General features: G+C 46.4%; 17 protein-coding genes and 2 tRNA genes. All 19 read right to left on the bottom strand.

Annotated features, from left to right (window positions below):
- Positions 1–94: 94 nt before the first annotated feature.
- A complete protein-coding gene (locus tag GNE05_RS00405; RefSeq protein ID WP_014416732.1) occupies positions 95–1,096 on the bottom strand; it encodes a protein kinase domain-containing protein in 1,002 nt (333 codons plus the stop codon).
- Positions 1,062–1,799 carry a vWA domain-containing protein gene (locus GNE05_RS00400; RefSeq protein ID WP_004264624.1) on the bottom strand — a complete coding sequence of 246 codons (738 nt, stop codon included), beginning with the start codon at positions 1,797–1,799 and terminating at the stop codon, positions 1,062–1,064. Before GNE05_RS00400 ends, GNE05_RS00405 begins: the two co-directional genes overlap by 35 nt.
- Before the next feature lie 67 nt (positions 1,800–1,866).
- Positions 1,867–4,356 (bottom strand): stage II sporulation protein E, encoded by a 2,490-nt coding sequence (gene spoIIE / locus GNE05_RS00395; RefSeq protein WP_007409936.1) that lies wholly within the window; start codon positions 4,354–4,356, stop codon positions 1,867–1,869.
- A 209-nt stretch (positions 4,357–4,565) separates the two neighbouring features.
- Positions 4,566–4,637 (bottom strand) — tRNA-Glu (locus GNE05_RS00390).
- A 9-nt stretch (positions 4,638–4,646) separates the two neighbouring features.
- Positions 4,647–4,723, bottom strand: a tRNA-Met gene (locus GNE05_RS00385).
- A gap of 158 nt (positions 4,724–4,881) precedes the next feature.
- Positions 4,882–5,268, bottom strand: a complete 387-nt coding sequence (locus GNE05_RS00380; RefSeq protein WP_004264630.1) for a S1 domain-containing RNA-binding protein — start codon at positions 5,266–5,268, stop codon at positions 4,882–4,884.
- Positions 5,269–5,348: 80 nt separating this feature from the next.
- Positions 5,349–5,726: a cell division protein DivIC gene (gene divIC / locus GNE05_RS00375; RefSeq protein ID WP_004264632.1), complete on the bottom strand. Its 378-nt coding sequence runs from the start codon at positions 5,724–5,726 to the stop codon at positions 5,349–5,351.
- Between the two features lie 17 nt (positions 5,727–5,743).
- Positions 5,744–6,379: a spore cortex biosynthesis protein YabQ gene (yabQ, locus tag GNE05_RS00370; protein WP_011996177.1), complete on the bottom strand. Its 636-nt coding sequence runs from the start codon at positions 6,377–6,379 to the stop codon at positions 5,744–5,746.
- Positions 6,376–6,678: a sporulation protein YabP gene (gene yabP / locus GNE05_RS00365; RefSeq protein ID WP_004264638.1), complete on the bottom strand. Its 303-nt coding sequence runs from the start codon at positions 6,676–6,678 to the stop codon at positions 6,376–6,378. Before yabP ends, yabQ begins: the two co-directional genes overlap by 4 nt.
- Before the next feature lie 78 nt (positions 6,679–6,756).
- On the bottom strand, positions 6,757–7,017 hold the full coding sequence (locus GNE05_RS00360) for an RNA-binding S4 domain-containing protein (protein WP_007409934.1): 261 nt from the start codon (positions 7,015–7,017) through the stop codon (positions 6,757–6,759).
- 1 nt (position 7,018) lies between these two features.
- Entirely contained in the window at positions 7,019–8,494 is a 1,476-nt protein-coding gene (gene mazG, locus GNE05_RS00355; protein ID WP_160182327.1) for a bifunctional methyltransferase/pyrophosphohydrolase YabN, read from the bottom strand.
- On the bottom strand, positions 8,484–10,064 hold the full coding sequence (locus GNE05_RS00350) for a putative polysaccharide biosynthesis protein (protein WP_160182326.1): 1,581 nt from the start codon (positions 10,062–10,064) through the stop codon (positions 8,484–8,486). Before GNE05_RS00350 ends, mazG begins: the two co-directional genes overlap by 11 nt.
- Positions 10,065–10,232: 168 nt before the next feature.
- Positions 10,233–10,769, bottom strand: a complete 537-nt coding sequence (gene spoVT, locus GNE05_RS00345) for a stage V sporulation protein T (RefSeq protein WP_004264646.1) — start codon at positions 10,767–10,769, stop codon at positions 10,233–10,235.
- Between the two features lie 136 nt (positions 10,770–10,905).
- Positions 10,906–14,439: a transcription-repair coupling factor gene (gene mfd, locus GNE05_RS00340; RefSeq protein ID WP_160182325.1), complete on the bottom strand. Its 3,534-nt coding sequence runs from the start codon at positions 14,437–14,439 to the stop codon at positions 10,906–10,908.
- Between the two features lie 69 nt (positions 14,440–14,508).
- The gene (locus GNE05_RS00335) at positions 14,509–14,739 is read right to left on the bottom strand and encodes an anti-sigma-F factor Fin (protein ID WP_004264650.1); all 231 of its coding nucleotides are present in this window, start codon (positions 14,737–14,739) and stop codon (positions 14,509–14,511) included.
- 61 nt (positions 14,740–14,800) lie between these two features.
- Complete coding sequence (gene pth, locus GNE05_RS00330) at positions 14,801–15,367, bottom strand: aminoacyl-tRNA hydrolase (protein ID WP_025650338.1); 567 nt, start codon at positions 15,365–15,367, stop codon at positions 14,801–14,803.
- A gap of 84 nt (positions 15,368–15,451) precedes the next feature.
- Entirely contained in the window at positions 15,452–16,060 is a 609-nt protein-coding gene (locus GNE05_RS00325; protein ID WP_014416724.1) for a 50S ribosomal protein L25/general stress protein Ctc, read from the bottom strand.
- Positions 16,061–16,144: 84 nt separating this feature from the next.
- Positions 16,145–17,098, bottom strand: coding sequence for a ribose-phosphate diphosphokinase (locus GNE05_RS00320; protein ID WP_004264656.1), 954 nt, complete (start codon positions 17,096–17,098; stop codon positions 16,145–16,147).
- Positions 17,099–17,119: 21 nt separating this feature from the next.
- Positions 17,120–18,490, bottom strand: a complete 1,371-nt coding sequence (glmU, locus tag GNE05_RS00315; RefSeq protein ID WP_004264658.1) for a bifunctional UDP-N-acetylglucosamine diphosphorylase/glucosamine-1-phosphate N-acetyltransferase GlmU — start codon at positions 18,488–18,490, stop codon at positions 17,120–17,122.
- Positions 18,491–18,520: the final 30 nt, after the last annotated feature.

Below are 18,520 nucleotides of genomic sequence, written 5' to 3'. Positions count from 1 at the left end.
TCACAATGAGCAGGTTTTTTAAAGATATACATATCCTATCACTTTCATTCCCTCCAAGCAAAGAAGAAGCATGAGCGCAGGCGTCCGGCCGGCACTAGATGAGAAAAAAGACGATGTAAGCGAAATAAAGGGCGAGAACGCTGATTAAAATAAGTGTTGTTTCAAACAAACCATTGTGCTTTGCGGGTTTTTGTTTAGGTTTATACCGCGTCTGAGATACAGTGCCCTGCCGCGGTTTTGAATGCGGCGGCTTAGGCTTGGCGGCGGCTTTCCTTTTGCTCCCGGCGCTCTGGCCCGCCGTCAGGATGTCATGCTTCATGGCTTCCGCAGACGGATATTGACCGTTTAAAGCAGAAAACAGAACCTTCTTATACTTATTCAGAAACGGGTGGCCTTCAATGATAGAACGAAGCTGTTCTTTCGGCTGTCCTGACTTTTTGCACTCTTTCTTCTGGACACAGTGGATCATGATCATTGCGACAGCAAACAGGTCATAGGATGGTTCTGCTTTTCTTGTTCCATACCCCCAATAGCCCCTGTCGTAAAACTCCGTATACTCTTTAATCGCGCGGCCCTGTTTTGTCGTTCCCCCTACATCAATGCAGCGAATGGCAGCCGGTGGCCCGGTTACAATGAGATTGTCCGGTTTGAGGTCGCCAAAAACCCACCCTTGCTGATGAAGGACTGACAGGCTGGAAAGAAGCTGCACCATCAGCACCGGAATCCACTCCGCTCCCTTACTGCTGATATATTGCGGAAGAAGCGGCCCTTCTATGTACTCCATCACGTAAAAAGAGACATTTTTATTCAGCTGCGGAATAAACGCGTCGTCCGCATCAAAAAAAGAAGGCCCCATCGTTTGCGACCGGGCCTTTGAAAAGGATTTTAAGACATTCACTTCAGAGGTAACAGACATGCTGTCGCTGCTTATTTTCAAAGCGACCTGTCCGCCTGATGCTTCTGCCAGATATACAATACCGTTAGCCCCTTTTCCAAGCTGTTTGAGCAATCTGTAGGATTTGCCGTTCCATTTGCCCTGAATTGCCGTCCCCGGTGCCAGACTACATGCCAAACTCGTTAAAGCGTCGTTCATCATCTGCCAACATGCTCCTTCTTGAGCGGATTCTCTCAAACTGCTGCGTCGCTTCCCGGATAGCGGGGCCCGTAGGGGTGATACCGCCGGTCGACAGCTTCGCAAAGAGTGCAGAAAGGGATTCAAGCTTCGGCGTCCAATTCAGCACAAGCTCAACTTCCTGGCTTTTCCCGGGAAATATACACATGGCAAATTCATTTTGCCCGGCCCGGGAATTTAAACTGATGGAAAGATCGATCAGCGCTTCTTTCACCGTCGGCAGTTTCGGCGCCATACTCGCACTCGTATCAACCAGCACAAGCACTTGCAGATGAACCGTTTCGCCGAGTTCATCAACCACTTCCATCACTTCGCCGCGTTTTTCAGGAGAAAGCTCTTCCATTTCAACGTTTTTCCCTAAGATTTGTTTAAGCTCTTGATTGACGACACCTTGCAGCGTCTGGGTCATTGCTTTTTTCGTCACCATTTGAACCGTCTGAGACAATTGTGACGCATACACAACTTGATGGACGCCGCCTCCGGCCATGGCGATGCCTTCAACTTCCTTCATTGCTTCTTGGTCAATCGCGTTTTCTTCCATAATTCCTATAACATTCACCGTAATCCCCTGCTCCTTGGCGAAAGCCGCCATTGCGATCGGGTCTTCACCATGATTGGAGCAGCCATCTGTAATCAGCAGAACTTGATTTAAATGTCCCTTATTCACATACATTCCTCCCGGTGATACGATTAGTCCCATCTTCGCCAGAAGGAAAGTGATTTATACGAATGGATTAAGAAATCTCCTTTTTATTTTGGAAAACCGCCGGCACCGGTATGGAAGCCCATTTCGGCGTGTTGTGGTCAATCCGGACAACAACCACTGTCATATCGTCTTCGATTTGGCCGGAACGCGTTCTGATGACCTCTTCCATTAATATATCAGCGATTTCTTGCGGGTCTTCGGTTTTCAGCCCTTTCATTTTCCGTTTCATCCACAGGTCGTGGTTTTCAACGTGCTTCGGCCCTTCAAAAATACCGTCACTCATCATGACGAGCAGATCTCCCGCTTTTAACTGTTCACTTACAACCTCCACATCAAATTCATTGATGATGCCGATCGGCAGATTGCTGGCCTGCACTTTCATGACTTGATCTCCCCGCTTGATAAAACTCGGCGTTGAACCGACCTTCAAGAATTTGCAGCTTGCATCCTGAAGATCAATGATAGAAAGATCGAGAGTTGAGTAGATTTCGTCTGTCGTCCGTAAAGACAGAATACTGTTGATCGTTTTTATCGCTATTTTTTCATCAATACCTGATTCGAGAATTTTTTCGAGCAGCTTAATCGTTTCATTGCTCTCATAATGGGCCCTCGCCCCATTGCCCATGCCGTCACTGATCGCGGCCGCATACTTTCTCGCCCCCAGTTCCATCATGCTGTAGCTGTCGCCGGAGACAAGGCCGCCGCCTTTTGCCGCATGAGCCGCGCCTGTCGATACCCGGTACGACTTGGTCGAACCGAACGCGACATGGCTGTAGCCATTCGGATGAGTCGAGTGCTGTTCGCTTTTGACAAGTATCTGCTCCTCAAGAATGTCAGACAGCATCGGGGCGATAATTTTCTCACTCTCGCCGTGTCCTCCGCTGAACGGGATTGTCATTTCGATATCAATATTGCCCTGCTCCAAGCTGTATATCTCGACATGCTGAATCTCGATTCCAAAATGCTGAAGCGCCTCTATCATTTGTTCTTCCTGAATAAAATGCTGCTCCCTCTCCCGTTTTATTTCCCGAGAAAAGTCCGCCATGACCTCAGAAACCCCCAACAGCTGCTCGGCAACAAGCCTTCTGCTGTCCTGAACTTTTCTCTTCAGTGTCAGATGGGCGTGATGGTGGGCAAGTTCGTCCTCAATCAGCTCTTCCACCTGTCTGGATTTGGAACAGTGCTGTTGAAACTCCTTTTTTAATCTGCGGTTTGAGGCATACTGTTTTTCTTCTGTTTCATGCATAACTTGTTTCATTAAGTCATATGTTTTATCAAAGTTTTGAACCCAGCATTTGCTTTTCTTATAGCAGGATTGGCAGGAATGCTCGGTGATTTTGCTTAAAAAGAGATCCACTTCCCCTTCTTCCGCCTGCTCATCGGAAGACGTCTGATGAAAGGTGGCGAAGCTCTCCGACAAGGCATGAAACACATTGGAGAACTGGTCTACTTTCTGGGCGGTGACATCTCTGATTTTCCTCGCGTACTGCTGCTGTTCCTGACTGTGCTCAGCAGTGCCCGGTATGTATCGCGCCACCTTTTTCGTAATCGATTGGGGCGTAATCAAAAACAAAACAACGGCAATCAAAGATTCATAAAGAGTGGTCATTAATCCGGCAGACCCTTCTCCATATAATGAAATCAGCAGTGAGCCGATCACTAACCCCACTGCGGCTCCGGCTTTCTTTCCTTCTTTCAGCAGCCCGCCAAGAAGCCCGGAAAACGCAAGCAGACTCATTTGATAGAGATTCCCGATATTCGCAAGCCCGAGGATCAGCCCGGTCACCACACCGACCGTACAGCCGATGCTTGCCCCGCCGACAAAGGAAAAACTCAGCACGACATAGCGGGCCAGGATATGTTCAGCCTGCATTCCCTGAAATGAAACACCGGCAAGCCCGGTTAAAACGGATGCGATCAAGATCATAAAACAGATGATTTCTTCTATTTTTAACGATTGCTTCACTTTTTTGATCGTGAAAATCGGCAGGCTTTGCAAAAAGATCAGCGTCAAAATAAAGGCCAGGCCCGCCTCGACAACAGCCATCACATAATCATAGGTGGTAAAAGCGCCGCTTTCAAAATAAACAAATCCGATTCTCGCGGCAGCCATAGAGAAAAACACCACGATCGGCAGCATCTTCACCCGGTCCTGCACGATATATGTACCGATTTTTGAAAATAGAGTGAAGACGGCCAAAGCTGTGAGAATCAATAAAGAGTGTTTCGGCGAAATGGTTAAAGCGCCCGCAAGTAAAGACAGACAAGCATAGAAGGCTTTATCTCTTCTAATCAAAAGCATCGCTCCGAAAAACGGCAGCGCAAACGGAAGAACCTCAGATAATATGAAAGCCCGTCCAAGTAAAAAACCGATCACGACATAAATGAAACCCTTATAGAAAAAAAGTGAATGCGCTTGATGGACTGTAAGCTTTGCCGCCTTTTCAAAAAACGATTGCAGTTTTTCCAGAGCTTGTCCCGCCATCGGCCCGTTCACTCTTCTTTCCGCTTTTTCCATTGCTCTCATCCCCCACCTGTTTTATTCGTTGCTTGTCATTATAAATGAAAGCCCAGATAGGATTTTGTCAAAAGAAGGTAACAATTCCAAAGAACTCTTCGACGCTTTCTCCCTTGTTCCCCTTTCCTTTCGTATTTCCTCCGACATTTCTCAAAAAGTTGTCTAAATATGAAAAAATCGGCTTCTGCAACAGAAGCCGATTCGCTTGATGACCCGTACGGGATTCGAACCCGTGTTACCGCCGTGAAAGGGCGGTGTCTTAACCGCTTGACCAACGGGCCAGATATATATGGTAGCGGCGGAGGGGATCGAACCCCCGACCTCACGGGTATGAACCGTACGCTCTAGCCAGCTGAGCTACACCGCCATATAAGGTGCTTATAAGCACAAGTTATATAATACAAAGGTTTCTTCATTCCGTCAACAGAAACTTTGAAGTTTTAATTTTCTGACTATAATGGCGCATACAAAAAAAGCACCCGCTGGGATAGACGGATGCTCCATGTATTTATAGAAAGCAGCAAGTTATCCTCTTCTTGCTCCGCGCCCTCCACGTTTTGATTCCGTGTTTCGTTTTAAAGATGATAAGCGGTCTTCGCTATCTTTAAGAAACTTGTTCATTTTCTGTTCAAAAGATTCTTTCGGACGGAAATCATTTCTAGGTCTGGCTTGCGGACGGTCTTTAGCTTTTTTAATTGATAAACCAATTTTCCCGTCTTTTTCAACGTTGATGACTTTCACTTCAACTTGATCGCCGACTTTTAAATGCTCGTTAATGTCTTTAACATAATTATCGGCTACCTCACTGATATGAACGAGACCGGTTGAGCCTCCAGGCAATTCAACAAATGCTCCGAAATTTGTAATACCTGTTATTTTCCCTTGCAACTTGCTGCCAACTTCAATCGACATAAAAAAAGTGCTCCTCCTTAGGCTTATAAAAAGATCGTTTGTTTAATTATACCTAAATAAAAATTTAAGTGTCAACAAGGCTACTTGCTCTTCTTTTCTACATTGAAGAGAATCTCACCATTTCCTGACATAAACAAGTCTCTTCTGGCAAGCTCTGTGACGTAATCCTCATCCTTTAATTTGGAAATTTCATCTTTTAAATCAGCCTGTTTCGCGTTCAATTCTTTCACTTGTTTTTCCAGCTGAGCTTTCTTTTCTTCGTTTGCGCTAAGGGAAGAGGTCTGTGACCACAGAGAACCCGCTAAGACAATAGCCGTCAACAACACAAGGGCGCCGAATACGATCAACCGTCTGAAAAGCCCTTTCCGCCTTCTTTTCATAAGCTGGGATTGCCGTTCAACCTGCTCTTTATAGTCGTTTTGGATTTCAGTTATTGTACGTTCTCTAGATAGATTCAAACCAGACGGTCCTCCTTTCACCTTTTCAAAATACGTATCATGGTCGATCTGATTGTTATGATTAGTTTCTTGCTCTTTTGTAAAAATCCTGCACTTTTTTGAAAATATCGTTTGAAAGTAAGACGCCACTTTTCAGGAAGAAGTTTCAATAATTGTTTCAACAGGAAAAACAGCGGATACAGCAAAAACGTTACGATCTTAAAAAGACACTTCGCAAAAAAGGCACTCACCCGATAGGAGTATAAAGAAACAACCGTGATCAGCCCGATGAGCAGCTTAAAGAGCAGAAGCACCGGACGGAACAGCACGTGCTGAATGAGCTTTTTTGCGAATTGGTAAAGAGACACCGCAAGATGAATGGCAAATTTCAGTATTTTTATATACATTCGTTTAAACAGGCTTTGGTACGTCGCAATACCCAGTAAGACAGCCAAGAAAATGTATACCCTGAGTTCTCCTTCATTCACGTTGAGCAGCACATAGAAAAACAGCAGACCTTGTACAATCCAAAAGAGAATGTCATGAATGAATAATAGCCATCTGGCCGTTTTGGCACGGCTGACAAACAGCCTGTATGTATCAAGCGACGCTCCGAGCCAGGCGCCCATACCGGTCATTGCCAGCATCGTATAAAATTGGGTGGTCAGCGTCATTTAAACAACTTGCTAAAAAACCCTTTAGCTTTATCCCCTTGCTGCTCGTCTAAATATACAAGGTCAAACACCCTGCCTTTTATAGATACAATCCCTTTTTCCACATCAAGATTTTTCATCTGCAGGTTCTCGCCTCTGACGGAAAGCATTCCCATAACCGTTTCCAGCAAAAACTCTTCGTTGTCAAAACTTTCTACATGCTTGACGCCCGAAATGTCTAAATGCTTTCTCCCTTTCATCGTTACATCATGCTGTTCCGGAACAGAAGAAGAACCTTTTTGCTCATAATATGAATTCATCTATTCAGCCCCCATATCCTCGATACTTTTAGCATTATTACTGCATTGTATGAGGCGGGAGCCTTGTTTAGAACAAGCCTATTCGCCGAGTTTTTCTTCCTTGACGATTGTATACATGCCCGCGGCTTCTTCTTTTTTCGTTGTTTCTTTCAATTCGTTTACCTTCACGGTGACAAGCTTCTGGCCGAAGCGGACCGTCAGTTCATCACCGGCTTTTACGTCTGAGCTGGCTTTCGCCTGATTCCCGTTAACTGTGATTCTCCCTTGATCGGCGACCTCTTTCGCCAATGTGCGGCGTTTAATCAATCTGGATACTTTTAAAAACTTATCAAGTCTCATATCAGAATCTCCTCTCCATTTCTTTTGCTTCATCCCACAATTTGTCCATTTCCTCAAGTGACATTGCGGTCAATTCAAGGCCCTTTGCTGCCGCTTCTTTCTCAATATAAGCAAAGCGTCTGCGAAATTTGTCATTTGTCATGGCGAGCGCTTCCTCAGGCTCAATTTTATAGTATCGGCCGATATTGACCAATGCAAATAAAACATCGCCGAATTCAGCTTTTAAGCTGATTTCATCTGCTGATTCGGCGGAAGCCTCTGCAGAAAATTCCTTCAGCTCTTCATTTACTTTATCCCATATATCCTGAACGTCATCCCAGTCAAAGCCGGTTTTTGCGGCTTTTTTCTGAAGCTTGGCGGCTTTCGCAAGAGAAGGCAGTGTTTTCGGCACGGCATCCAGCAATGAAGAGGATGTTGTTTGCTTTTCCGCCTTTTTGATTTCTTCCCAGTTGGCGACGACATCATGTTCATCCTGAACCTTAACATCCTTAAACACATGCGGGTGCCGTCTGACCATCTTCGCATTGATGTCTCTGATGACATCATCAATTGAGAAATACCCCTCGTCTTCTCCGATCTGGGCGTGCAGCATAACCTGAAGCATGACGTCCCCGAGTTCTTCTATCATGTGATCCGTGTCCTCTTCGTCAATGGCCTCAAGCAGTTCGTAGCATTCCTCAATCATATATTTCTTTAATGACTGGTGTGTCTGCTTTTGATCCCACGGACAGCCGTTCGGCCCGCGAAGCTCGCGAATAATACTTCGGAATGCAGAAAATTCCTGGTAAAGGAGTTCTTCTTTTTTAATCGGCGGAACATACACGCTTGTTAAGTTATTTATTTCTACATTGCGGTCAAGTTCAAACAAAGGCACCTTGGTCATCTTTTCTCCCTTGCTTCCGGCTGCCGTGACGATGACCACTTCATAGTCGTCAGGCAATTTCTCCATAAGCGTCAGCTTCACCTCAGAGGCCGTCATCTGGTCATAAACCTGGCAAATGATCAAGTGATGGCGGAGTTCGAGCTCATCCGGCGTCATTGTTTGCGCATCCGTAAATTGAAACCCTTCAATCGGATCAATTCGCAATGCATTAAAAGTGGCATCCAGAAAGCTTTGCCCTCCGGCAGTATGAACAGCTACCTGTTGTTCTTCCCGGCGTTCAAATAACAGCTGAACGGTTTTCTCAGCGACAAACGGATGCCCGGGCACAGCGTAGACGACATCCTCTTGCTTCGCTTTTTCAAACAGAATGTCCGCGATCTCTTCATAGACCGCTTCAAACTGATCATGTTTTTCATAAATATCATCAAAATACCGGATGTCCGCTTCCGTCTCTTGCTCTAATTCCGGAATCAAAGGGTGGTCTTTCGTTCTTATATATAAATGCTTCGCCTGAGTCAGCAGCTTATGTACGCCCACTGTCAACTGATCCATGTCTCCGGCACCGAGGCCGACGACCGTAATGTTACCTGCCATGTTTTTCTCTCCTCTTTTTCAATTTACTTAAAGCACTGCCGAAAGGAAGGCCGCTCAGCTCTTCGTCCGTGAAAATCTTCATTCTTATCATACAATAAATAAACAATAGCCCTCCGATGACCGACGCAGACAGACTCTCACATACAGCTCCGGCCCTGCTGACGGGAACAAATAACTGCCATAGCTTCATATATACGAGCAGAAAGAAGACCATCAGCAGACTGCACCAGCACAGACGGGCAATCACGCCTCCGATATTCGTCAGCCAGCCCTTCGACCAAATTCTCCGGAGATTCAGGCACGCAACTGCGGCAAATGCCAAGACGGTCGCCAGTGCCGCTCCTGTAATACCCCAGCCGGGGACCAGCCAAACGTTCAGCACCCATTTCAGCGCCCCTCCCGCCAAAACGGATACGGCGGGGAAAACGGTATGTCCCGCTCCTTGCAGAATCGCGGCTGCCGTAAGCGCAATTGAGGCAAAAAAGATAGATAAGCTGAATATTTGTAAGGTCTGCGTCCCCTCACTGTTTTGGAAAAGCATGATATTCACCGGCTCTAAAATGCAAAAAAGCCCGGCTGATGCACCGATCCCTACCGCAAGGCAGAGCTTGACGGCTGATGTCGCTTTCTCTTTTATGATAAACGGCTTATTCTCATGCACCGCTTTTGAAATTGAAGGAACCAATGACGCGGCGATACTGACGGCAAACACGGTTCCCAGCTGAAGGAGCGGCTGTCCGCGGTCATATATGCCTTTCAGCTGTTTCGCGGCATGACTCTCCGTCCCGTCTGAAAGCAGTGAATATAAGTTTAAGGCGTCTACAAGCTGAATCAAAAGCATGAGTACACTGCTGATACAGATGGTGACTGAATAAAGCAGCAGCTTTTTTACAATGACGGCCGTTTCGATATGTCCGCCGTCTTTCTTGGTTTCTTCCCGCTTATACCAGAAAACAGCCAATACACAAAGGGCCGCCAAGCTTCCGGCAATTGATCCCGAAGCCGCCCCCGCACCAGCCGCGTATAATGAACGGCCGCTTTTCAAAAGCCAGAAGGATAAACCGAGAAGCACCGCCACGCGAAGAAGCTGTTCCGTAATCTGGGATAAGGCTGACGGCATCATATCATGCACACCTTGGAAATACCCCCGGAAAACCGACGTAAACGGAAACAGTATGAAAGCGAACGCCGCGACCCTTATCAGCATCACAAGGCGGACGTCACCCATAAAACCGGCCAACGGCGCCGCCCCGGCATACATGAGCGCAAACAGAACAAGTCCGGCCGCCGTGACATAAAGGGCGGAAATTTTCATTATTTTTTGTTTATGATCGCTATAATCGTTCATTAATTTTGAGATGATTACCGGAAAACCGGATGTTGACAGCATGACCGCGATCCCTAAAAACGGATACACCTGCTGATAAATGTAAAACCCGACGTCACCGACAATATTCTGAAAAGGAACCCTGTACACGGCGCTTAATATCTTCGTTACGATACCCGCAACGACGAGCACAAAAGCACCTTTCCATGCCGATTGCCGCTTGGCGCCAACTGAATCGTTCATCCAAAAGCTCCTTCCAGCCGCTAGAAAATTACGTCTATAAAACGAGCTTATTATATCACAATCCTAACGGCCGAACCGATAGAGAGCACATATGAATATGAAAAAGAACAGCACTTGTATAAGAGCTGCTCTTTCTCCGTTTTCTTATTTCAATAATGGTAATAAGACCTACTGCTCCATTTGTCTCGCCAAAAAACTGGCTGCCGTTTCTACCGCTTTATGTTCTACTTCTCCAAGCGCCTGTTCCTTGGAAAAGATGACCACGGCGCCGATAGGATCGCCATTTGCCACGATCGGGGCTATTGTATAGGAGCTCATATCTTCATCAATGTCATTAACAAGCTGCGCGGACTTCACGTCGTTTTCTACCACTGAGCTGCGCTGATCCATCGTTTTTTCGAGCAAATCGCTGATGGCTTTGTTCAGAAATTCTTTTTTCGAACTGCCTGAAACGGCAATATACGCGTCACGGTCGCAAATCAAAACGGAATGGCCGAGACTGTCATACAAAGCATCTGCATATTCCTTCGCAAAATCGCCAAGCTCACTGATAGGAGAATATTTTTTCAATATAACTTCTCCGTCGCGGTCAACGAATATTTCAAGCGGGTCTCCTTCCCTGATTCGCAGTGTTCTCCGAATTTCTTTAGGAATGACGACCCGTCCTAGATCATCAATACGACGTACGATACCTGTAGCTTTCATCTCTCTGGTGCCTCTCTTTCATGTGATGATATTTAAGGGAAAGTACTAAAGCTCTTTACTTTATGTAGCTTCCGCCACTCGCTTGAAATTAGTATCCGTCACATCAAATGTAATATACACCAGAGAGTAACAATTTTTATGAAGACGCGATTGTTTCTTTCTTCACATCCTGAAGGCCTTTCAGCATGCCGAGCACGGTCTCCAGCCACTCTTCCGTTTTGCGGCCTTTCGTCTGTACTGAGATTTTCAGCTTTTTCCCTTCCATTCCCAGTCCGATCTGCCGGCCGTATTTATTGCCGAGTTCGAACAATTTCTGGCCGTCAATCTGTGCGCTGGCCTCTTCAGAAATGGTAAATCTGATCGCGTCTTTATCCTGCTTGATGAGTTCGACGCGTTCATATTTTCCGTATACCTTCATCTCAGCAACCGTAAACAGCCATTCAACCTCTTTAGGGTAGCTGCCGAACCTGTCGATGATTTCATCTTGAAGCTCATTTTTCTCCTCAATTGTGGCGATCGACCGGAAGCGTTTATACATGTCGATTTTTTGCTTACCGTCTTGTATATAGTTTTCAGGAATATACGCGTCTAGCTCGATATCGATTTCTGTCTCAAACTGTTCGCTTTTCGGAATATCGCCTTTCCGCTCTTCAATCGCTTCCTTGAGCATTTGCGAGTACAGGTCAAAACCGACTGAGTCGATAAAGCCGTGCTGCTGGGCGCCGAGAAGGTTCCCCGCTCCCCTGATCGTCAAGTCACGCATGGCGATTTTAAAGCCAGATCCCAGCTCGGTAAATTCTTTAATCGCCTGCAGCCGTTTTTCCGCCACCTCAGTGAGCACTTTGTCTCTGCGGTACGTAAAATACGCGTAAGCGACGCGGTTGGAACGGCCGACCCGTCCTCTCAGCTGATACAGCTGAGACAGCCCCATTTTGTCTCCGTCGAACACAATCAAGGTATTGACATTCGGTATATCTACGCCTGTCTCAATAATAGTCGTGCTGACAAGGACGTCTGATTCCCCTTCCAGAAAATTGAGCATGACGCTTTCCAATTCATTTTCAGTCATTTTTCCGTGGGCATATGCCACTTTCGCATCGGGAACAAGCATGGAAATTTCATCAGCCTTCCGCTCGATGTCATCCACGCGGTTGTACAAGAAATATACCTGTCCTCCGCGCGCCAGTTCTCTTTCGATGGCTTCCCGCACAAGCGCGCCATTGTATTCCACGACATATGTCTGAACAGGGAAACGGTTTTCCGGCGGCGTTTCAATAACAGATAAGTCCCGCACACCGAGCATGGACATATGAAGCGTACGCGGTATCGGCGTCGCTGTAAGAGTCAGCACATCGACATTGGCTTTGATCTGTTTGATTTTTTCCTTATGCGTTACGCCAAAGCGCTGCTCTTCATCAATGATGAGCAAGCCGAGATCTTTATAGACGACGTCTTTAGATAAGAGCCTGTGGGTTCCGATTACGATGTCTACCGTTCCGTTTTTCAGGCCTTTAATCGTTTCATTGGATTCTTTTCTCGTTCTGAATCGGCTGAGAAGACCGATGTTAATCGGATAGTCCTGAAAACGCTCCATAATGGTTTCATAATGCTGCTGCGCGAGTATTGTCGTCGGCACAAGAAGCGCGACCTGCTTTCCGTCTGCGATCGCTTTAAAAGCCGCTCGGATGGCTACCTCCGTCTTCCCGTAACCGACATCACCGCAAAGCAAACGGTCCATCGGGCGCTCTCTTTCCATGTCCTTTTTAATCTCCTGAATGGAACGGAGCTGGTCCTCTGTTTCCTGATAAGGGAAAGCAGATTCGAACTGCCGCTGCATTTCATGATCCGGCGAGAACGCATAGCCTTTGCTTGCTTCCCGTTCCGCATAAAGCTTAATCAGATCATCGGCAATATCCTGAACGGAGTTTTCAACTTTTTTCTTCACCCGTTTCCATTCACTGCCGCCCAGTTTATAAAGCTTCGGTTCTTTTCCTTCAGAGCCGACGTACTTCTGCACCTGGTCGATTTGTTCTACAGGGACGTACAGCTTATCGCTGCCCTGATAATGAATGTTGAGGTAATCTTTATGAATGCCTTTGATTTCTAATGTTTCAATCCCCAAATACTTACCGATCCCGTGGTTGACGTGGACGACATAGTCGCCGACCTGAAGCTCGGAATAGCTTTTGATCCGTTCGGCATTTGTCAGCTTCTGCTTTCTCGGCTTTTTCTTAATTCGGTTTTTGAACAGCTCTTCCTCCGTAATGACGGCCAGCTTCATCAGCGGCAGTTCAAAACCGGATTGCAGCTCGCCTTCCATGACATAGACCTGTCCTTGCACAAGCGCTTTGGAGCTGTTCGTTTTTGCGGCTTCAATTTCGTAATCAGCCAGCACGGATGCCAATCTGTCGGTTCTGTCCTTATTTGCGCCTAAAAAGACGACGGTGAAGTTTGATTTCTTAAAGCGCTCCATTTCACCTGCGAGCACATTCATCTGCCCGTGAAAACTCTGCATCTGCCGGCTTGTCACATTCACGATATTCTGAGGGCTTGTATGCTGGACATGACGCAAAAATAATGAATAATAAATAGCCGGGCGCCGCTTTTCGCTCATAAGCTCCTGAAAGCTGAAGGATAAATGAATGTCATGCAGAATTTTCCCTTCCTCGAGCAGACTTGTCATAAATTCGGCCTCTTCTTTTTGCAGCTGATCCTCCATTTCATGAATGCGGCTGACCTCGTCTAACAGTAACAACGTGTCTGCTGGTGTATAATCTAGCAAACTAGCAGGTTTTTCGTAAAAGTACGAGAGATACTTCACAAGTTCCTGATCAGTCTGTCCCGTTGATAACCGTTCTTTATCATGTGAGATATTGATATGAAGCATTTCCTTTTGTTTGTCCTGCTTCAGCTTTTTCAGACTGTCGGCAAGCCCTTTATCGAGCCTTTCCATCGCCCGGGCTTTTTCTTCCGCCCTGATGATCAATTCCTTCGCCGGTCCGATCGCCACACGTTTGAGCGTCTCAATTGATCTCTGGTCATCAGAATTGAAGCTTCTGATGGAATCGACCTCCGTATCAAATAGTTCAATTCGCACCGGATGCTCCGACGTCAGCGGATAAATGTCGATAATTCCGCCGCGAATACTGAATTCACCGGGTGCAGAAACCATATCGGAACGCTCATACCCCACCTCTACAAGGCGCGCGGACAGCTGATCCGGTTCTATTTCGTCTCCGAGTGAAATGACGAGCTGGCTGCTTTTCCACAGCTCCTTCGGCGGAAGCATTCTTCTCACTGCCGCAACGGGCGCCACAACGACCGGCGCTTCTCCGTTTGTTAATCTATTAATGACATCAAGCCGCTGAGCGCGCAGTTCAGGGCTCGCTACCGCAATTTCTGAAGAAATCAATTCATTCACGGGGTATAAAAAAACAGATTGATCCCCGAGAAGCGCCGTCAGATCTTCCGTCACTTTTTGGGCCTGATATAAATTATGGGTGATAAAGAAAATCGGCCTTTTCGTTTCCTGTGCAAGGGCGGAGGTAAAAACAGAACGCGCGGAACCTGACAGACCCGCAAGCAGCTGTTCCTTCAGCCCCTCATGTAAACCGTTGACAATGGATTTAAAATCATCGCTTTCTTTAATAAAGGTTTGAATGTTGTCCATATGGGCCCTCCTCTCTATTTTCTGCAAGAACAGAAAAACGCTTTGGTCTAGAATCTACACCAAAGCTTCTTATTGAATAAATGTGTTGTGTTCATGGTAGTGCGGATTGCGTTCCAGCGCCTCTTGGCAGTCTTCACAAATTGTAAGAACATGGACATCTCCATTGTCTTTATATGAAATCATATCGTTTCTTTCCTCATTTGTTAAGTGCTGAAATCCAAGTGACTGTGTCGGCACCGTCGAATATTCCAGGCTCCCTACCTTAAAGCCGCAGTGGCGGCAGAAATAATGCAAAGCCATACGTTGGACCTCCTGATGTGAAAAAATCATTTTTCCCTAGTATGGTCTCCCATTATTTATCTTATACATTTGCATTAAATTCGTTCATGACTTCTAAAAATGGTTTCGTTAAGGAAGCTTCGCAGGCTTTTACGGTTTTTGAGACGGCATCATTGATATGCGGCGCTTCTTCCTTCGTAAAAGCTCCCAGTACATAGTCAACGACTTTCATTCCGCCAGCGGGGCGGCCGATTCCGATTCTGACCCGGTCAAATTCAGGGGTTCCGAGGTGCTGTATAAGCGATTTAATTCCGTTATGTCCGCCTGCGCTCCCCTTCGTCCGGAGCCTGATTTTTCCCGTCGGAAGATCAAGGTCATCGTATATGACTTTCAGATCTTCATGATCGGCATCATAATAATCCAGTAGCGGCCGCAAACATTCCCCTGATAAATTCATATATGTAAGCGGTTTAACAAGTAGAACTTTTTTTCCGGAAACAAACCCCATTCCGTAAAGTCCGTTGAATTTCGTTTTATTCAGTTCAATATTCCATTCTTTAGAAAGCTCGTCAATGGCCATAAAGCCGACATTATGTCTCGTGTTCTCGTAGGTTTTCCCGGGGTTACCGAGACCAGCAATCACAAGCATCGTAAATCCTCCCTCAACATCGCTGTAATTCTTCTCATTCTAGCACAAAAGACGTAACCTCGGGCGGGTTACGTCTTAAAGCGCTTATTGATTTTCTCCTTCGGGCTCTTCCCCAGGAGACGGTTCTGCATCTTCTTCGAATGCTTCCTGCTTAGGAGGAAGGATGGAAGCCACGACTTCTTCCGGATCGTTTGTAAATGTATAATTGCCGTCAGCAGTCAGATCTGCGATGGTCAGCACATCATTCATCTCAAGTCCTGAAATATCAACATTGATTGTCTGAGGGATGTCCTTCGGTCTGGCCTTAATCGAAAGCTCATGCAGCGGCTGCTGGATGACGCCTCCGTCTTTGACTCCCTTCGCCTCTCCCGTCAGCTGAATCGGCACCTCGGCCTCCAGCTCCTCACTCATATTCACGACTTGAAAATCGGCGTGCGTCAATTCGTTTTTGAGCGGGTCTGTCTGAAGATCAGTCACCATAACCGATTGCTGATTTCCGTTGACATCAATTGTGATAATCGTGTTTTTTCCTTCGTCCCGCAATGTTTTAAGCAATTCGACACTGTCTAAAGAGACAGGCGTATTCGTTGTTTCTTTACCGTATATAATCCCTGGAACATGTCCTGAATGACGGATTTTCCGAAGCGTCGAACGTTTAAAATCTGTTCTTTCATTTGCTTTTAAAGTTGCCATATTCAGCACCATCCTAATTATCGTTTTATCGTCCTATTAGAACAATACCCACAATAACTGGGATTTAAACCTTAAAGTTTCGGTTTAGCTGAATAAATAGCTGACAGATTGTTTCTCGTGAACGCGGATAATCGCTTCAGCCAGAAGCGGTCCGACAGAAAGCTGCTTAAAGCGGTCGATTTTTTTCTCATCAGGAAGCTTGATACTGTTCGTTACGACAAGCTCCTTGATTTTAGAGTTATTGATCCGCTCAACGGCAGGGCCTGACAGTACAGGGTGCGTACAGCATGCATACACTTCTGCAGCTCCGTTTTCAACCAGCGCGTTAGCGGCAAGTGTGATTGTGCCGGCCGTATCAATAATATCATCGATCAGAATCGCTGTTTTACCTTCCACGTTACCGACGATATTCATCACTTCTACCTCATTCGGTCTAGGACGGCGTTTGTCGATAATCGCGATCGGCGCTTTCAGACGGTCCGCAAGTTTGCGGGCGCGCGTCACACCGCCGTGGTCAGGAGAAACAATGACGATATCTTTCAAGTCTTTACCTTCAAAGTAATGGCCTAAAATCGGAACACCCATTAAGTGGTCAATCGGAATATCAAAGAAACCTTGAATTTGCGGCGCGTGTAAATCAAGCGCGATCACGCGTGTCGCACCCGCTGTTTCAAGCAGGTTTGCAAAAAGTTTTGCCGTAATCGGTTCACGTGATCTTGCTTTTCTGTCCTGGCGCGCATAACCGTAGTACGGAATGACAATGTTGATTGTTTTCGCGGAAGCGCGCTTTAAAGCGTCAACCATAATCAGCAATTCCATAATGTGCTCATTAACCGGCGCACTTGTAGACTGAATGATATAGCAATCACAGCCGCGAATACTTTCTTCTATGTTGATCTGGACCTCTCCGTCACTGAATCTTGTAACAGAGCACTTTCCTAATTGAACCCCTACATTATCCGCGATTTCTTTTGCAAGTTCTGGATTTGAATTCAAAGAAAAAATCTTTAAATTCTTATCTCCGTATTCGTTAGACATGGTAAACCTCCGATTTTAGGATTATTTTTTATGAATGTTTTTCACATAATCTTCTTTATTTACTTGTCTTGCTCTGGCAATGGCAAGCGCTTCGCCCGGCACATCTTCAGTTACGGTTGAACCCGCAGCGACGTACGCGCCTTCTCCCACTGTAACAGGAGCGACCAGATTGGAGTTGCAGCCAATAAAGGCGCCGTCTTCAATTTTGGTTAAATACTTTTTCTTCCCATCATAATTGACCGTGATGGAGCCGCAGCCCAGATTCACATCCGTGCCCACTTCGGCATCACCGATATAGCTTAAATGAGATGCTTTGCTTCGGTCGCCGAATTGTGTTTTCTTGATTTCAACAAAGTTTCCGATCTTCACTTCATTGCCGATTGCGGAATCGGGTCTGATGTGAGCAAAAGGACCGATATTTACATCATTCCCAACTTTGCTGCGATTGACAACGGATTGTTTAATCACAGTGCGGCTGCCGATTGAGCTGTCCTCTATCTCAGTGTGAGGGCCGATGACACATTCATCGCCGATTTCAGCTTGTCCCTTTAACACAGTTCCGGGATAAATAACTGTATCTTGTCCGATACGTGCGTCAGGTGAGATGTACGTATTCATCGGATCGATTAAAGTGACTCCGTTCTGCATATGCCGTTTGTTAATACGCTCTTTCATATACATTTCAGCCTGAGAAAGAGCGACTCTATCATTCACTCCGAGCGTCTCTTGGAAGTTACCAGTCTGGTAAGCGGCAACAGTTTCGCCTTCGTCTTTGAGGATTTCGATCACATCCGGCAGATAATACTCGCCTTGGGCATTTTCATTCGAAACCTGTTCGATGACACGAAAAAGAGCCTCGTTATCAAAACAGTACGTTCCCGTGTTAATTTCTTTCACAAGACGTTCTTGCTCCGAAGCATCCTTGTGCTCCACGATTTTTTGAACGGCGCCGTCTTCACTGCGGATGATTCTTCCGTATCCGGCGGGATCGTCGGCAACGGCCGTTAACACCGTGGCTTTTGCACCTTTGTCTGTATGTTCATTCAGCATGGCTTCCATCGTCTCCGCCGTCAGAAGCGGTGTATCGCCGCAAATAACGATCGTGACACCCTTTTCTCCGTGAAGAAATGGTTTTGCCTGTTTGACCGCATGAGCCGTACCGAGCTGTTCTGCTTGGAGAGCGTAATCGCTTTTCTGTCCGAGCTGCTTCTTCACATCTTCGGCGCCGTGTCCTACGATGGTGACAAGCTTCGCTAAAGATAATTTCAGAGCTTCGTCTGCGACGTGCTCTACCATAGGCTTTCCGCATACCGGATGAAGGACCTTGTAAAGCTTCGATTTCATTCTCGTTCCTTTTCCGGCAGCTAAAATCACTGCAAACCGCTTATCCATTTAATGGCCTCCAATATCCCTTTTATCCAT

The organism is Bacillus sp. AM1(2019) (genome assembly GCF_009906915.1).
GTDB classification, from domain to species: domain Bacteria; phylum Bacillota; class Bacilli; order Bacillales; family Bacillaceae; genus Bacillus; species Bacillus velezensis.
The sequence above is the reverse complement of the archived record's forward strand: the minus strand, read 5'-3'. Positions and strand labels throughout refer to the sequence as shown.

Excerpts from the sequence above, each read along its gene's own strand:
- GNE05_RS00405 (WP_014416732.1), bottom strand. The coding sequence starts at position 1,096 with ATGATGAACGACGCTTTAACGAGTTTGGCATGTAGTCTGGCACCGGGG.
- spoIIE (WP_007409936.1), bottom strand. The coding sequence starts at position 4,356 with ATGGAAAAAGCGGAAAGAAGAGTGAACGGGCCGATGGCGGGACAAGCT.
- GNE05_RS00380 (WP_004264630.1), bottom strand. The coding sequence starts at position 5,268 with ATGTCGATTGAAGTTGGCAGCAAGTTGCAAGGGAAAATAACAGGTATT.
- yabQ (WP_011996177.1), bottom strand. The coding sequence starts at position 6,379 with ATGACGCTGACCACCCAATTTTATACGATGCTGGCAATGACCGGTATG.
- yabP (WP_004264638.1), bottom strand. The coding sequence starts at position 6,678 with ATGAATTCATATTATGAGCAAAAAGGTTCTTCTTCTGTTCCGGAACAG.
- GNE05_RS00360 (WP_007409934.1), bottom strand. The coding sequence starts at position 7,017 with ATGAGACTTGATAAGTTTTTAAAAGTATCCAGATTGATTAAACGCCGC.
- mazG (WP_160182327.1), bottom strand. The coding sequence starts at position 8,494 with ATGGCAGGTAACATTACGGTCGTCGGCCTCGGTGCCGGAGACATGGAT.
- GNE05_RS00350 (WP_160182326.1), bottom strand. The coding sequence starts at position 10,064 with ATGAACGATTCAGTTGGCGCCAAGCGGCAATCGGCATGGAAAGGTGCT.
- spoVT (WP_004264646.1), bottom strand. The coding sequence starts at position 10,769 with ATGAAAGCTACAGGTATCGTACGTCGTATTGATGATCTAGGACGGGTC.
- mfd (WP_160182325.1), bottom strand. The coding sequence starts at position 14,439 with ATGGACAACATTCAAACCTTTATTAAAGAAAGCGATGATTTTAAATCC.
- GNE05_RS00335 (WP_004264650.1), bottom strand. The coding sequence starts at position 14,739 with ATGGCTTTGCATTATTTCTGCCGCCACTGCGGCTTTAAGGTAGGGAGC.
- pth (WP_025650338.1), bottom strand. The coding sequence starts at position 15,367 with ATGCTTGTGATTGCTGGTCTCGGTAACCCCGGGAAAACCTACGAGAAC.
- GNE05_RS00325 (WP_014416724.1), bottom strand. The coding sequence starts at position 16,060 with ATGGCAACTTTAAAAGCAAATGAAAGAACAGATTTTAAACGTTCGACG.
- GNE05_RS00320 (WP_004264656.1), bottom strand. The coding sequence starts at position 17,098 with ATGTCTAACGAATACGGAGATAAGAATTTAAAGATTTTTTCTTTGAAT.
- glmU (WP_004264658.1), bottom strand. The coding sequence starts at position 18,490 with ATGGATAAGCGGTTTGCAGTGATTTTAGCTGCCGGAAAAGGAACGAGA.